We start from the raw sequence: 15,566 nt of genomic DNA on the forward strand, positions 1-15,566 counted from the left end.
TTTCTGAAGCGAATAGTTCTACTTTATAACCGTTAGGTACCGTTAAGGTTTTTAAGGCTTCTTCACCATAATTATAATGAGTAATGTCTTCCTCGTTGCCTAAGTTGTAATTGGTTTCTACAGGAGGTAGTTTGCTTGTTAGTGCATCGGCTGATTTTATATCATAGGTATTCCCTACTAAAGTTGCCCAAATAGATGAATCTCTAATTGCAGTTAGTTCTCTTGTTTTCTTTATTTCAAAGGGATAATTATCTGGACCATAAGGAGCATGTCGCCTACCAAAAACATGAACGCCATTGGGAATTTTATAATCGTTGTGCCAGTAAAAATTTTTTTCTTTAACAGCTTCGTTTACTGCTATTCTTTTTTCTTCTGCTTTTATAGTTTTATTCCCGGTAAGTTGGTCGGCTAAGAATTCTGCGAGTTTATTATATCCTTCTTCGTTTAATTGAGAGCCATCTATAGTAAAATCAGTTTCAGGGTTCTCAAACCATTTTTTCGAAGGATTGTATACGTCTATAAATGGTATGTTATTACTGGCAGATATTTCTTTCATTGCATCTGCATATAATTTGAGATTTTCATTTTCTAAATCACCATTTGGTACATCTACATGGTCCGATATATTTTCGAAAGCAATAGGCGAAACGATAACTAACTGTGGCGTGGTAGAACCGTTATATTTCTGTTTTAAGGAGTGTTTAATAAATGCATCTAACTCTGATTTATAATTTTCCAAGCCAACAGCTCCTTCAAAAGATTCACTGTATCCGAAAAAGGTTAAGATTATATCAGCTTCTAATCGTGAAAGCCATTCATCTGAAGTTTCAAAAACACCTTCACTACCCGAATTTTGTGCTAATTCTGTTTGGAATTTTTCTGCTCCAGGAAAAGCCCAAGGAGAAACACGACCTGAATGTGGTCTAAAACCAGGAGTGTCACCACCATCGCACATGTTTCTAATTATTAGTGAATCGTTGGGGTGCCGAAGTTGTAATTCAGTCTCAAGACTGCCATAATTTAGCATTCTAGAGCCTAAATTGTTTCCAATTAAAGCAATAGAAGAATGTGGTGTTATCCGTACTATGGGTTCTTTGTTTTCAGTACAACTGTAAATCATTAGAACACCTATGAATAATAAGGCTAATCTAAAAGGTGAGGTAAAGATTTTTGTCATTATTGAGTAAGTTGTTTGAGGTTGATACCTTTAAATATAGATATAAAAAAACCACTCGAAAGTGGTTTTTGTTATTTTACAGCATGATTTAGAAATTTCTATAATCACCTTCGAGAAAAGCATTTGCTTCTTCTTCAGCGAACTTGGCATTTTCACTGTCCCAATGTAAAACTTGATTTGGGAATCTGCCGGCAATTACCCCCAATAAAATGGTTTCTGTTAGTCTGGATGCATATGAAAATGGAGCGGTGGTTTTATCGATGCCCAGGCATGCATCTACAAATTGATGATAATGCTTAGGTCCTTCAGTATCATAGTTACGAATAGGTTTGCCCATATTATTGGCCTTTTCTACAGCTTCTATTTCCACAGATATATCTACATATTCACCATTTACTATTTTTTTAGGTAGTTGCATAAAGTGAGGAAGTAATAGTCTACCCTTTTCTCCAATGAACATAGCCCCTTGGTCAGGAAGAGTTCCTTCATCAGCTTCCTTAGTGTCTAAAGACATTTTATCTTCCATTGATTCTTTAGAAGATTCTTCGGTAGAAGTCATGCTCTTTGCGCCAGGTAATATTAGATCTTCATGGTCTTGCGGAGCACCAGGACCGTCATACCATACCCATTTTAAAGTTTCTGCAGTATATTCCGTCTGTGGAAATTCATAGGTTACTACATTTTTCTGTGGAAAACCAAAACCGTTTGGCTCTCTACATTCATTTTTAATCGTCTTGGGAACTTGAAGTGCTAAGGCATTATACGGAGTGTCAAAAATATGAACTCCCATGTCACCTAAAGTACCACAACCATAATCAACTAATTTTCTCCAGTTACCCGGGTGATAGAAACCTTCTTTATAAGGTCTTTCAGCTGAGGTTCCTAACCAAAGATTCCAGTCTAGTGATTCTGGGATTGTGTCAGAACCTGTAGGTTCAACACCGTCATAACCCCAATCTTTTGGAGACCATGCACGAACGGTATGTACTTTGCCTATAATACCTGATTGTATTAATAAGGTTGCTAATTTATAATCATAGAAAGAATGTACTTGAATTCCCATTTGGGTAACCAAACCTTTTTCTGCTGCTAGTTTATTCATTGCCCTAGCTTCAGATACATAATGGGTCAAAGGTTTTTGACAGTACACTGGCTTATCCATTTCCATAGCCATCATTGAAGCAGGTGCATGTGTGTGGTCTGGTGTTGATACAACAACAGCATCAATCTCATCACCCATCTCTTTTAACATTACTCTATAATCGGTATATGTTTTTGCATTAGGATGTAGTTCTTTTGCCGCCGCTAAGTTGTTTGCGTCAACATCACATAATACGGTGACATCAACTTTGCTATGTGATGAAATAGCTTTTAAATCTTCGGCTCCCATATTGCCAACACCAATGTGTGCAGTTCTTAGCCTAGTTAATTTTTTTACCTCTTTTTTGCAAGACCAAAGTCCAGAAGGTAATAATACAAATGTGGATAATGCCGCTGCGTTTTTTAAAAAGTCTCTTTTATTCATTGGTGTGGTGGTTAAAGTTTTTTAATTTTTATATTTCTGAACCAGATTGGGCTGGAGTGGTCTTGAAAGCCTATAAAGCCAGTTTTAAACTTGCCGTAGTCTTCACTATTTTTCCATTTGTCTGAATTTTTTTTCTCATACCAAGCTTCATCCCATGGTACAAAAGAAACTACTTTTTTACCATTTAACCAGTGTTCTACTTGTTCAGGGGTAAATATGATTCTGGTAGTGTTCCATTCCCCAACCGGATTTAGTATTTTTCCTTCAGGATTTGCGGCATGCATGGCATAGTCAGAAGCTGTTTGTTGAAGTGGCTTTAGTTCTTCGGGCTTTTCGGTGTAGCCTAGGCTTAAGTTATAATCTGTAATATCGTGAATGCTGGCATAATTTTCATCATCGATCAATTGGTATTCTGGAGAAACTTCTGGTGGACTATCATAACCTTCTTTTAAGTGGTAAAAAATACCACTGTTTCCGCCTTTTGGTAATTTCCATTCTACATAAAGCTCAAAATTATCAAACTCTTCTGCGCCGTAAATAATATCAGTACCACCAGTGTAATCTTGCTCCATACCTAATTCGGTATCAAACTGTAGTTCTCCATCTTTGGCAATCCAGCCCGGTGGTAGTTCTTTGCCGTTGTAGGCGCGCCAACCTTTGGTCGTCGTACCGTCAAAAAGAGTTATCCATTCGTTATCTTTTTCGCTAATGGGTGGATCTTGTGCTTTATCTTTCTTTTCTGATTTACAAGCTGACGCTAAAACAAGAAAAAAAAGAAGTGTAGCATAGGTGGTTCTTTTCATTTGTTGAGTTGTAGTTAGGTTATTGTTGAGTTGTAAAATGTAGATTTTACACAATCTTGAAAATACAAAAAAAAAGAATGGCGATAAAGGTATTTCCCTATATCGCCATTCTTGAAAGTTGAACAACCTGTCTTAGTCGATATACGTCTATCTTAGAATTGTTTGGGTTCTATCTGGACCAACAGAAACAATCTTAATCGGTATTTCTAATTCTTTTTCAAGAAAGTCAATGTACTCGTTAAGTGCCTTCGGTAATTGGTCTGCAGAAGTCATTTTGGTTAAATCTTCTTTCCAACATGGGAACTCAGTATAAATAGGAGTTACATTTTCTGGTTCTATATTATATGGAAAATGGGTTATCGTTTTACCTTTATATTCATAGGCTGTACATACCTGTAAGCTATCAAAACCAGAAAGTACATCGCCCTTCATCATATTTAACTGGGTAACACCATTAACTTGACAAGCATATTTTAATGCTACTAAATCTAACCAACCACAACGTCGTGGTCTACCGGTTACTGCACCAAACTCATGACCTACTTTTGCCATTTCTGCTCCAACTTCATCAAACAATTCTGTAGGGAAAGGACCGGAACCTACACGTGTTGTATATGCTTTGAAAATACCAAATACCTCTTTTACTTTATTTGGGGCAATACCTAAACCTGTACAAGCGCCTGCCGCTGTAGTATTGGATGATGTTACAAATGGGTATGTTCCAAAATCTATATCTAATAAAGATCCTTGTGCACCTTCTGCCAATATAGTTTTACCTGCTTTTATAGCTTCGTTCAAGTACTCTTCACTATCAATAAAAGTTAATTCTTTTAAGCGCTCTACGGCATCAAAAAATTCTACTTCCATTTCTTCTAAATCATACTGAATATCAACATTATAGAAGCTGATCATTGCTTCATGTTTATCTGCTAAATGACGGTATTTTTCTTTCCAAGAATCTAGTTCTAAATCTCCGATACGCATACCGTTTCTACCAGTCTTGTCCATGTAAGTTGGACCAATACCCTTTAATGTAGAACCAATTTTTGCTTTACCTTTAGATGCTTCAGAAGCTGCATCTAACAAACGGTGCGTTGGTAATATTAAATGTGCTTTTCTAGATATGATAAGTTTAGCCTTGTAGTCTATATCAAACTGATCCAAACCTTCAAGTTCCTTTACAAAAACAACTGGATCTATAACAACACCGTTACCAATAACGTTCATTGCTTTTTTATGAAAAATTCCTGAAGGAATAGTTCTAAGAACGTGTTTAATGCCGTCAAATTCTAAGGTGTGACCAGCATTTGGACCGCCTTGAAAACGTGCAATAATGTCGTAATCTCTAGTTAATACATCAACAATTTTTCCTTTTCCTTCGTCACCCCATTGTAGGCCTAACAATAAATCTACTGCCATCTAAATTTTATATACTTGGTTAGTTTTATTTAATTTCTTTTTTGCCCGCACTTTTAGCAGGAGTATTTTTGGTCCCGTAAAAATACAGGGAATGTGTATTTATGGTTATGTCAAAAACTTCTTCTATCGTTTTTTTGATAGACTGTATTCTTGGGTCACAAAACTCCATTACTTCACCCGTATCGGTAAGTATAACATGGTCATGCTGGCGGTCAAAATATGATTTTTCATATTGTGCCTGATTCTTGCCAAATTGGTGCTTACGTACCAATTTACAATCTAAAAGAAGTTCAATGGTGTTATATAAAGTAGCTCTACTAACACGATAGTTTTTATTCTTCATTTTAATATATAGAGACTCTATATCAAAATGTTCGTCACTTTCGTAAATCTCTTGAAGAATAGCGTAACGTTCAGGGGTTTTTCTATGTCCTTTGTCCTCTAAAAAGGCGGTGAAGACGTTTTTTACAATTTCTTGATTTTTATCAGAAGACATATTTACTACATTAATACACAAAGGTACATTTAAATTTTAATTTCCTTTTTCTAAATACGAGTAACTTTATCAATACCGTTGATGTTCATAAGATTATCGGTTAGCTTTTTTAATACAGCCTTGTTTTTGACCACTACGGTAATCTTACCCTTAAATGTTCCTCCATCGGTGCTAAAGTTCAAGTTACGCATATTTACGTGCATAATATCTGATATAACTTCTGTAATATCACTAACAAGTCCTAAGTTGTCTATACCTGTCAATACAATATCTGCCTGATATTCTTGCTGTGATGAATCTATCCATTTTGCGCTTATTATGCGATATGCATAATTAGATTGTAATGAAATGGCATTAGGACAGTTCTTTTTATGAACCTTAATTCCTTCAGATACACTGACAAAACCAAATACCTCGTCACCGGGAATTGGGTTACAACATTGAGAAAGTTTGTATTCCAACTTTTCTTCTTCTTTGCCAAAGACCAACATATCGTACTTTGATGTAATCTCATCTTTGTTGATTTCTTCTGGTACCGGTGTCTTACGCATTCTGTTTTTAAAGAAACTTATGAACGCGTTGTTGTAAGAAGATGCAAAATCTTTAATCATGGTATTGTCGATAGACCCAATACCAACTCTATAAAATAAGTCTAGGCTTGTTTTTAATTTAAAGAAAGAAACCATTTTATTGATGGAGTCTTCATTTAATGTCATTTTTTGAGATTTTAATTTTCTTCGTAAAATCTCTTTTCCATCTTCGGCAACAGATTTTTTCTCTTCGCGTAAAACAGATTTAATTTTTGCCCTTGCTCTAGCGGTAGTAGCATAATCTAGCCAATTAGAATTTGGTTTTGCTTGATTAGATGTTATAATTTCTACTTGATCTCCGCTTGAAAGTGTGGTGTTCAAAGGAACTAATTTACCATTGACTTTTGCGCCTCTCGTACGCATACCTACTTCTGTGTGTATGTTGAAGGCAAAGTCTAACGGAGTAGCTCCTTTTGGTAGGGATTTTAGTTCTCCTTTAGGTGTAAATACGAATATCTCTTTAGAGTAAAGATTAAGTTTAAACTCCTCCACGAAATCAACTGCATTTGTATTTGCGTTTTCTAATGCTTCTTGCAGTTTGTTTAGCCAAACCTCTATACCTTGTTCTTTTTGATCACCATGTTTGTATTTAAAATGCGCAGCATAGCCTTTTTCGGCTATTTCGTGCATTCGTTCACTTCTGATCTGAACTTCTACCCATTTGCCTTTTGGTCCCATAACGGTAATGTGTAAAGCTTCATAACCGGTAGATTTAGGAGAGGATATCCAATCTCGTAATCTAACAGGGTTTGGTGTAAAGTGATCGGTAACTATTGAATAAATTTTCCAAGCAAGAAATTTTTCGTTCTGCGGGTCAGATTTATAAATAATTCTAATAGCAAACTTATCATAGATTTCCTCAAAAGTTACATTCTGGGCAATCATCTTTTTGCGCATAGAGAAGATAGACTTCATCCTCCCTTTTATAATATAATTGAGTCCTTCTTTTTTAAGTGAATTATCAATGGTGCCAGAGAATGCATCAATATAAGCCTGCTGATCTTCTTTGCTATCTTCTATTTTATCCTTAATAGAATTGTATACTTCTGGTTCTGTGTATTTTAAACTTAAATCTTCTAATTCTGTCTTAATGTTATAGAGACCAATTCTATGGGCAAGAGGAGCGTAGATGTACAAAGTCTCAGACGCTATCTTTACTTGCTTATGCTCTGGCATAGAATCCATAGTAAGCATATTATGATATCTGTCTGCTATTTTTATAATGATTACACGAACATCATCATTTAAGGTCAAAAGCATTTTTCTGAAATTCTCGGCTTGCTGCGAGATATTCATATCTTTCTTTAAATGTGATATTTTTGTGAGTCCGTCAACAATACGGGCAACGGTTTCACCGAACATGCGGTCAATATCATCTAAGGTATACTCGGTATCTTCAACGACATCATGTAAAAGGGCAGAGGCTATGGAAACGGCATCAAGTCCAATTTCAGAAGCTACTATCTTAGCGACTGCTATTGGGTGAAAAATATAAGCTTCACCAGATTTTCTTCGTTGAGTTTTATGCGCGTCTACAGCGACCTCAAAAGCGCTTCGTATTAGTTTTTTATCATCATCTGTCAATGTTTGATAACTAATTCGAAGTAACTCTTTGTACTCTTGAGCTATAAGCTTATTTTCTTCTTCTATCGCTGCCTGTGTCATACTAGATTAAAAATAAGATAATCTTATATGATGCACAACAAAAATTATGCCTTTAAATTACGTATGCGATCGATTAACGGTGGGTGAGAATAGTGCATAAATACATATGCCGGGTGTGGAGTAAGGTTGCTAAGACTGTTTTTTGATAGCTTTTTCAAAGAAGTGACCAATGGTAAAGCTGCATATGTGTTTTTAGCATAGTCATCTGCCTGATACTCAAATTTTCTTGAAAAATGATTCATTAACAGTCCTGTAATTTCAGAAATAGGACTATATAAGATTCCAAAACCTATTAATGCTGCATGAAAACTAGGTCTGTCAACACCAATTGCCAAAGAAACTTCTGGATTGTTTATGAACAACGACAATACTAATAGCATTAAACCTGTTAGTAGAATTGAGGTCGCTAAATTATATATGATATGCTTTCTTTTATAATGCCCAATCTCATGTGCCAGTACGGCAACAATTTCTTCTTCTTCTAAATCATTTATTAAGGTGTCATATAAGGTTACTCGCTTTTCTTTTCCAAACCCTGAGAAATAAGCGTTTGCTTTTGTAGATCTCTTAGACCCGTTAATGACAAATATATTCTGAAGATCAAAGCCTACTTGTGCCGCATAGTTTTCAATTTTTTCTTTTAAGCTGCCAGGTTCTAAAGGTTCTTGCTTATTAAACAATGGCACAATTAGTTTGCTGTAAAAAACATTCATGAATAAAGTGAAGACTGCAACCAATGCCCAAGTATATAACCAAAAATTAGTTCCTGCCCATTGAAAAAACCAAATCACCAAGGATAGAATTGCACCACCTACAATAATGGTCATTGCCCATTGCTTTAATTTATCTAAAAAGAAAGTGGATAAGGTCGTTTTATTGAACCCAAATTTCTCTTCGATTACAAATGTTTGGTAGTATGAAAAAGGAATATTGATAATATCGCTTCCGATCATAATGATACCAAAGAAAATTAAAGCTTGTAGTATAATGTTGTCGCTCTGGTTTTGGGCAATGCTATCTACGTAGGCAAATCCGCCAAATAATAAGAATGACAAAATAAGCAATAACGAAAAAATAGATGTAAAAACGCTAAACTTATAATTGGTGAGTTTGTATGCTTGAGATTTCTCATACTCGTCAGAGTTATAAACGTCAATTAAATCTTCTGGGATAGGGTCTTTAAAACGCTTTGCGTTCAGGTAATTCATTACCGTAGCAAGTATAAACTCTGCAATTAGAATGAAAAGAATACAGTAAAAGACAAATGTATTATCCATATAGTGTAGTTGCAAACGAATACTTTGTTGTAAAAAGTATGTGTATTGTTAGTTTATTTTTCGCTGACGTTTGGCTTCAAAGATAAGTATTGCCGCAGAGACCGAAACGTTCATGGAATCTATCTCACCTTCCATAGGTATAATAATGTTCTGTGTGCTGTTCGTTAGCCATTCATCACTTAATCCAGAATGCTCTGTACCTACTACTATTGCTGTAGGTGCAGTGAAATCTACTGTGGTGTAATCTTTAGACGCCGATAGTGCAGCGCAGTATATTTGAAAACCTTCTTTTTTTAAATAGGATATAATTTCTGTAGAGCTTCCCATTTTTACATTCCTAGAAAAAATACAGCCTACACTTGATCTTATAATATTGGGGTTGTATAAATCTGTTTTAGGGTTAGCGATTAATACGGCATCTAAATTCGCTGCATCAGCAGTTCTTAATAGTGCGCCAATATTACCTGGTTTTTCAGGAGCTTCTGCAATTAGTAGTAGCGGGTTTTTGGTCTTAAATTTTAAAGAAGATAGTTCATGGTCTTTGCTATTTACTATAGCTATAATACCTTCCGTAGTATCTCTATATGCTAGTTTTTTATATACTTCTAAACTAACTGATATATGTTGGTCTGCATTAAATGTTTGTACTGTATCAAAGTTTTCTAAAATATCTTCACAATACAGTATAGTGTCAATAGCATAACCTGTATTACTAGCAATCTCCAATTCACGCAAGCCTTCTAAAATAAAAAGACCTGTTTTTTTTCGCTCCCTAGATTTTTCTTTTAAAAGTAAAACCTTCTTTATCAAAGGGTTTTGGGCACTACTAATATGTTTATTTGCTTGCATGAAATACAAAAATAGTTCAATTTAGTAAGTATACTGTAGTTTCCCGACTAACGGGTTTTAAAAAATAACAAATAATCAATAATTACTATGAATAAATTTTACCTTTTGGTTTTTGCCTTGGCAGTATTTGCGTGTAAAGAAGCTCCTAAAAAAGAAATGGTTACCGATGCCGTAGAAGCGGTAGAAAAGCAAGTGGATTTAGATAAATATCCAGCGGAATTGAATAAGGTTTTTGAAGCGCATGGCGGATTAAATGCTTGGAAGGGATATAAAACATTGCATTTTGAAATGCCAAAAGAGGACTTCAATGAAATACAAACTATTGATTTGCATAAAAGATTTGATAAAATTTCAACGCCAGCCTATGATTTAGGATATGCAGGTAGTGATGTTTGGTTAATGGATAAAACTGGTGATTATAAAGGGAAGCCTAAATTTTATCATAACCTAATGTTCTATTTCTATGCAATGCCATTTGTACTGTCAGATGACGGAATAAAGTATGAAGAAGCTGATGCTTTGGTATATGAGGAAGTTTCGTATCCAGGTTATAAAATTTCATACAATACAGGTGTAGGAGCCTCTTCTACAGATGAATACTATATCTATTATGATGCAAAAACTTATGAAATGAGATGGTTAGGCTACACAATGACTTATTTTAGTGGCGAGCCTTCTAAAAAGGTAAACTATATAAATTATGATAAGTGGGTAAAAGTGAATGAGGTATTATTACCACAATCTATTACCTGGCATGCAGTTGAAGAAGGCGAAATAAAAGGTGCTGCTAAAACGGTAAATTTTGAAAATGCAACATTATCAACAGAAGCGAAACCAATGGAGTTTTATTCTAAACCTGAGAATGCTGTAATAGTAGAGTAAGGCTTTTCTCAAAAACATATAATTCTTTTAAAAAAGGTGCCATTTTTATGGCACCTTATTTTTTATACCTAACTTGGAATTTATCTAAATTTAAAAGGGCATGAATGTACTTTTTTTTGGCATAACGAAAGATATTGTAGGTAGCTCTGAAATCAGTTTTTCTGATGAATTTAAACCTGTAAATGTTGCCGAATTAAAAAAGCAACTTATAGAATCGTATCCTGAGTTTTCAAAATTAAATTCATTGGCTGTAGCTGTAAATAGTGAATATGCCGATGATAGTGTACCATTAATTGGCAACGAGGAAATTGCCATTATACCACCAGTAAGCGGAGGCTAATGAAAAAAGTAATTGAAATTGTAGATGTAATCGATACTGCTGAGGTGTATACAGAACTTAGTGATGCCAAAAGTGGAGGGATATGTGTTTTTGTAGGTGCCGTACGTGAGTTTACCAATAATGAAGAAGTAGTAGCTTTAGAGTTTGAAACGTATAAGACAATGGCGCTGAAAGAGATGGGGAAAATTGCCGATAGCGCATTAGAGAAGTGGTCATTGAACAAAGTAGTAATGAGGCATGCCGTGGGTGAAAAAGGAGTTGAAGAACCAGTAGTGGTTGTAGGCGCATCATCTGCACATAGAGATGCCTGCTTTGAAGCCTGTAGATATCTAATCGATACCCTAAAAGAAACTGTTCCTATTTGGAAAAAAGAGAAATTTAAGAATAAAACGGTGTGGGTTTCAGCTCATCCGTAAGAAAATAGAGAAGAGAAGTTAGAAGAGAGAGAATAGAATATAGAAAAGAGATAATAGAGAAAAGGAAATAGCAAACAGAGAAGAGAAATTAGAAGAGAGAATTTGAACTTGACATTTATTCTTGAATTTGTATTTGTTTTTTGAGTTTGAACTTGATTTTTGAATTTGTATTTGAATTTACCTCTTGAACTTGTATTTATAAAGTATGTTAGTAGACAACCATAATAGAACAATTAATTACTTAAGATTAGCGGTGACAGACCGTTGTAATCTTCGTTGTAATTATTGTATGCCAGAGGAGGGAATCAATTTTGCCAAAAATGACAAATTGTTTACCATAGATGAACTGGTTAAATTGAGTGAAATTGTGGTTTCTCAAGGTATAGACAAAATACGAATTACCGGCGGTGAACCTTTTGTTCGTAAAGATTTAATGGTGTTGTTGAGAAGCTTGTCTAATCTAGAAGGATTAAATGATATTTCGGTTACCACAAATGCAACATTAATTGGTCCGTATATAGATGAACTGAAAGAACTTGGTATTAAGAATATTAATGTGAGTATGGACGCCATTAACCGTGAGACTTTTGAGCGTATAACACGTCGTGATCACTATGATGTGGTTTATAATAACATGATCCGCTTAATTACCGAAGGTTTTAATGTACGTATTAATTTTATTGCTTTAGATGGTCAAAATACAGATGATATTCTACCTATGTTAGAGCTTACAAAACACTATAATGTTTCGGTTCGTTATCTTGAAGAAATGCCTTTTAATGGTGGTTCAAAAGAATTTCAGACTATAAAATGGGATTTTAAGACCATACTTGAACATATTAGAAGTAAGCATCCAGATTATTATAAACTAGAGTGTCCAAAAACATCTACATCTATAAATTATAAAATACCAGGGTTTAAAGGAACTTTTGGGGTCATTCCTTCTTTTAGTAGAACATTTTGTGGTAGTTGTAACCGTTTAAGAATTTCGGCTACGGGAGACGTTATTACTTGTTTATATGCCAAAGCAAGTGCCAATCTTAGGGATATTATGAGAGCTGATGCTATGGAATATAATATCAAAAAAGAAATTTTAAAGGCTGTAGGCAGTCGTGCTAAAACAGGTTTTGAGGCACAAGAAAAGTATAAAGACGTATTTAGTAATTCAATGACTTCAATAGGAGGGTAATGCAAAATAAATTATCACATATAGATGAATCTGGGAATGCTACCATGGTAGATGTTTCTCAAAAAACAGCTTCAGTACGTACCGCAATTGCTAGTGGAATTATAAAATTTCCAGTGGAAGTTTTTAAATCATTATCTGATCAGGATTTTGTCGGTAAGAAAGGTAGTATTGTACAAACAGCTGTTATTGCTGGGATACAAGGTGTAAAAAAAACATCGGAATTAATACCGTTGTGCCATCAAATAAACTTGTCTAAAATTAATGTTGAAATAGAACCGGCATTAGATTCATTTCAGATTACATGTACTGTAAAATGCAATGAAAAGACTGGTGTTGAGATGGAAGCTTTAACCGGGGTTTCTATAGCTGCCTTAACCATTTATGATATGTGCAAGGCGCTTTCACAAGACATCGTAATCGGTACAATTCAACTAGAACAAAAAACAGGAGGGAAAAATGATTTCCAAAGATAAGATCTACGGATTGGTGCTTTCAGGTGGTAAAAGCACTAGAATGGGAGAGGATAAGGGTTTAATTACTTACCACAACCTGCCGCAACGTGAGCATTTATACCATTTGTTGAATGAGGTTTGCGATAAAACCTTTCTTAGTATCCGTAAAGATCAAGAAAGCGAAATTTCTAATTCGTTTGATGCTATAATAGATAATGATGAATTCAGAGGTCCTTACAACGGATTGTTGTCTGCTCATAAAGCGCATCCAGATGCTGCGTGGTTGGTATTGGCGTGCGATTTGCCATTGATGGATAAAAAGGCTTTAGAGGAGCTAATTGAAGCAAGAAATTCAGATAAAATTGCTAGTGCTTTTGCAGACGCGGATGACCCTTTACCAGAGCCACTTTGTGCTATTTGGGAACCAGAAGCATTAAAGCAATCTGTAGCATATTTAAAGGCGGGAAATGGTTCTTGTCCAAGAAAATTTCTGATTAATTCAGACGTAAATTTGGTGTTTCCACAACAAAAAGAAGTGTTGTTAAATGCTAACTCTAGAGCAGAGTATGAAGAAGCGCTACTTAAAATAGCACCATGAACGAGGAACGTTACCTAAGACAAACAACTTTAGCAGGTTTTGGAACTCAAGGTCAACAAAAGCTTGGTAACGCCAAAGTATTGGTCGTTGGGGCAGGCGGACTAGGAATTCCTGTATTAACTTATTTAAATGCTATGGGTGTTGGAACCTTAGGTATTGTTGATGCAGATGTAGTGTCGTTATCCAATCTTCATCGTCAAGTTTTATTTACCGAGGCTATGGTGGGTATGCCTAAAGTTAAGGCAGTAAAAAGACAATTGTCAGCTCAGAATTCTACTACTAATATACAGACTTACAAGTCTTTTTTGTCAACCGCTAACGCTCTTGATATTATTAAAGATTATGATGTCGTTGTAGATGCTACAGATAATTTTCCAACTAGATATTTAATTAATGATGCCTGTGTTATTGCAAACAAACCTTTTGTGTATGGTGCATTACATGCTTTTGAAGGTCAGGTAAGTGTATTTAATTATAAAGGCGGACCAACTTATCGTTGTTTGTTCCCTACCATGCCGGCGGCAGATGCTGTGCCTAATTGTAATGAGAATGGCGTATTGGGTATTTTGCCTGGTATTATTGGTAATCTACAGGCTTTAGAAGTGGTTAAGGTTATTGCGGAGATTGGAGAAGTGCTATCAGGTGTTTTATTACTTTTTGATACATTGAGCCAACGTACACAGCGAATGAAGTTTAAATTACAATCTGGTAACAACGAAATAAAAACGCTAGCTGCTAGCTATGAATTTGATTGTGAACTTCCACTAAAATCAGTAGAGCCTGGTGAGCTACAACAATTGCTTACAGATTCCTCTATTGAACTGATAGATGTACGTACAGATAAAGAATTTCAAAGGCAACATCTAAAAGAAGCCAAACACATTCCTTTGGGTGAATTAACAGATAGGGTCGCTGAGGTTGATTTAGAAACTACCGTTTATATTATTTGCCAGTCTGGTATTCGTAGTAAAAAGGCAATAACAAAATTGCAAGAATTATATCCGGGTAAGGATTTTGTTAATGTTGCGGGAGGTATGAATCAGATGAAAAATTATGTTGATACCTATTGAGCAGCTAATTATCCTATGCATTGCTTTTTTTATCATTGCTACACTTTATTCTTCTGTAGGTTTTGGTGGTGGTTCTAGCTATCTAGCGCTATTAACGTTATTTCTAACTAGTTTTTTTGATATTAGATCCATTGCGTTAGTATGTAATTTAGTGGTAGTTTCTGGCAGCACGTATTTGTATTTTAAAAATGGTCATACAAAATGGAAAGATTTTCTACCTTTTGTTTTGGTAAGCATTCCGCTAGCTTATTTAGGTGCCACATTTCGTTTAAAAGAGAGTGTCTTTTTTATGATTCTAGGATGTTCTCTTATTTTATCAGCATTGTTTTTGGCTGTTCAGACTTTTAATATCAATACATCTAAAAAAGAGGTAAAGGATTATCCAAAGTACTTAAGCTATGTTTTAGGTGCTGGTATTGGATTTTTATCTGGATTGGTTGGTATTGGTGGAGGCATTTTTTTAGCGCCAATTCTTAACCATTTACGTTGGAACAAGGCTATAAAAATAGCAGCACTTGCCAGTTTCTTTATTTTGGTAAATTCGATATCGGGGTTATTTGGTTTGATAACTAGCGGTTCACTGTCATTACCCTGGTTAGAAACTATTTGCTTAATTGTAGCTGTTCTTCTTGGCGGGCAGTTAGGTATTCGTATTAGTCTTAAAAAACTATCGGCTAACGGTATTAAAAGGGTTACGGCTTTGTTGGTGTTTGTTGTAGGTATAAGGGTCTTGTTGGTTAATGGACTCGAGTTATTTTAAAAGGTTAAAATAATTGGCTGTAATTCTTTAAGGGTATAATTTATAATAGTTTTACCTT

At 35.1% G+C, this 15,566-nt stretch carries 16 protein-coding genes; 8 read left to right on the forward strand and 8 right to left on the reverse strand.

Annotated elements, in window-relative coordinates; genetic code table 11:
* The 8 genes from ABJI11_RS15110 to ABJI11_RS15145 all read right to left on the reverse strand — a co-directional run.
* Positions 1-1,177, reverse strand: a 1,177-nt coding sequence (locus ABJI11_RS15110; RefSeq protein WP_348353972.1) for an SGNH/GDSL hydrolase family protein, incomplete at its 3' end; no start/stop codon positions are given.
* A gap of 88 nt (positions 1,178-1,265) precedes the next feature.
* Positions 1,266-2,702, reverse strand: coding sequence for a Gfo/Idh/MocA family oxidoreductase (locus ABJI11_RS15115; protein WP_348353975.1), 1,437 nt, complete (start codon positions 2,700-2,702; stop codon positions 1,266-1,268).
* Positions 2,703-2,713: 11 nt separating this feature from the next.
* Positions 2,714-3,505, reverse strand: a complete 792-nt coding sequence (locus tag ABJI11_RS15120) for a DUF1080 domain-containing protein (RefSeq protein WP_348353978.1) — start codon at positions 3,503-3,505, stop codon at positions 2,714-2,716.
* Positions 3,506-3,652: 147 nt separating this feature from the next.
* Positions 3,653-4,924, reverse strand: a complete 1,272-nt coding sequence (locus tag ABJI11_RS15125) for an adenylosuccinate synthase (protein ID WP_348353980.1) — start codon at positions 4,922-4,924, stop codon at positions 3,653-3,655.
* 25 nt (positions 4,925-4,949) lie between these two features.
* Positions 4,950-5,420: a transcriptional repressor gene (locus ABJI11_RS15130; protein ID WP_276494102.1), complete on the reverse strand. Its 471-nt coding sequence runs from the start codon at positions 5,418-5,420 to the stop codon at positions 4,950-4,952.
* Positions 5,421-5,470: 50 nt separating this feature from the next.
* A complete protein-coding gene (locus ABJI11_RS15135) occupies positions 5,471-7,675 on the reverse strand; it encodes a RelA/SpoT family protein (protein WP_348353984.1) in 2,205 nt (734 codons plus the stop codon).
* Between the two features lie 44 nt (positions 7,676-7,719).
* The gene (locus ABJI11_RS15140) at positions 7,720-8,952 is read right to left on the reverse strand and encodes a M48 family metallopeptidase (RefSeq protein WP_348353986.1); all 1,233 of its coding nucleotides are present in this window, start codon (positions 8,950-8,952) and stop codon (positions 7,720-7,722) included.
* A gap of 48 nt (positions 8,953-9,000) precedes the next feature.
* A complete protein-coding gene (locus ABJI11_RS15145) occupies positions 9,001-9,801 on the reverse strand; it encodes an RNA methyltransferase (RefSeq protein ID WP_348353989.1) in 801 nt (266 codons plus the stop codon).
* Positions 9,802-9,888: 87 nt separating this feature from the next.
* Here ABJI11_RS15145 and ABJI11_RS15150 point away from each other — a divergent pair, with 87 nt between their 5' ends.
* The 8 genes from ABJI11_RS15150 (at position 9,889) to ABJI11_RS15185 (ending at position 15,508) form a co-directional block, all read left to right on the forward strand.
* The gene (locus ABJI11_RS15150) at positions 9,889-10,683 is read left to right on the forward strand and encodes a hypothetical protein (RefSeq protein WP_348353992.1); all 795 of its coding nucleotides are present in this window, start codon (positions 9,889-9,891) and stop codon (positions 10,681-10,683) included.
* 100 nt (positions 10,684-10,783) lie between these two features.
* Positions 10,784-11,023, forward strand: coding sequence for a MoaD/ThiS family protein (locus tag ABJI11_RS15155; RefSeq protein ID WP_348353995.1), 240 nt, complete (start codon positions 10,784-10,786; stop codon positions 11,021-11,023).
* Positions 11,023-11,439 carry a molybdenum cofactor biosynthesis protein MoaE gene (locus tag ABJI11_RS15160; RefSeq protein WP_348353998.1) on the forward strand — a complete coding sequence of 139 codons (417 nt, stop codon included), beginning with the start codon at positions 11,023-11,025 and terminating at the stop codon, positions 11,437-11,439. The genes ABJI11_RS15155 and ABJI11_RS15160 overlap by 1 nt, the downstream gene beginning before the upstream one ends.
* A gap of 205 nt (positions 11,440-11,644) precedes the next feature.
* On the forward strand, positions 11,645-12,628 hold the full coding sequence (gene moaA, locus ABJI11_RS15165; protein WP_348354000.1) for a GTP 3',8-cyclase MoaA: 984 nt from the start codon (positions 11,645-11,647) through the stop codon (positions 12,626-12,628).
* The gene (gene moaC, locus ABJI11_RS15170) at positions 12,628-13,101 is read left to right on the forward strand and encodes a cyclic pyranopterin monophosphate synthase MoaC (RefSeq protein ID WP_348354002.1); all 474 of its coding nucleotides are present in this window, start codon (positions 12,628-12,630) and stop codon (positions 13,099-13,101) included. Before moaA ends, moaC begins: the two co-directional genes overlap by 1 nt.
* A complete protein-coding gene (locus ABJI11_RS15175) occupies positions 13,085-13,678 on the forward strand; it encodes an NTP transferase domain-containing protein (RefSeq protein WP_348354005.1) in 594 nt (197 codons plus the stop codon). Before moaC ends, ABJI11_RS15175 begins: the two co-directional genes overlap by 17 nt.
* Entirely contained in the window at positions 13,675-14,748 is a 1,074-nt protein-coding gene (locus ABJI11_RS15180) for a HesA/MoeB/ThiF family protein (protein ID WP_348354008.1), read from the forward strand. The genes ABJI11_RS15175 and ABJI11_RS15180 overlap by 4 nt, the downstream gene beginning before the upstream one ends.
* Positions 14,732-15,508 carry a sulfite exporter TauE/SafE family protein gene (locus ABJI11_RS15185; protein WP_348354011.1) on the forward strand — a complete coding sequence of 259 codons (777 nt, stop codon included), beginning with the start codon at positions 14,732-14,734 and terminating at the stop codon, positions 15,506-15,508. The genes ABJI11_RS15180 and ABJI11_RS15185 overlap by 17 nt, the downstream gene beginning before the upstream one ends.
* Positions 15,509-15,566: the final 58 nt, after the last annotated feature.

The organism is Maribacter sp. (assembly GCF_039968975.1).
Lineage (GTDB): Bacteria > Bacteroidota > Bacteroidia > Flavobacteriales > Flavobacteriaceae > Maribacter.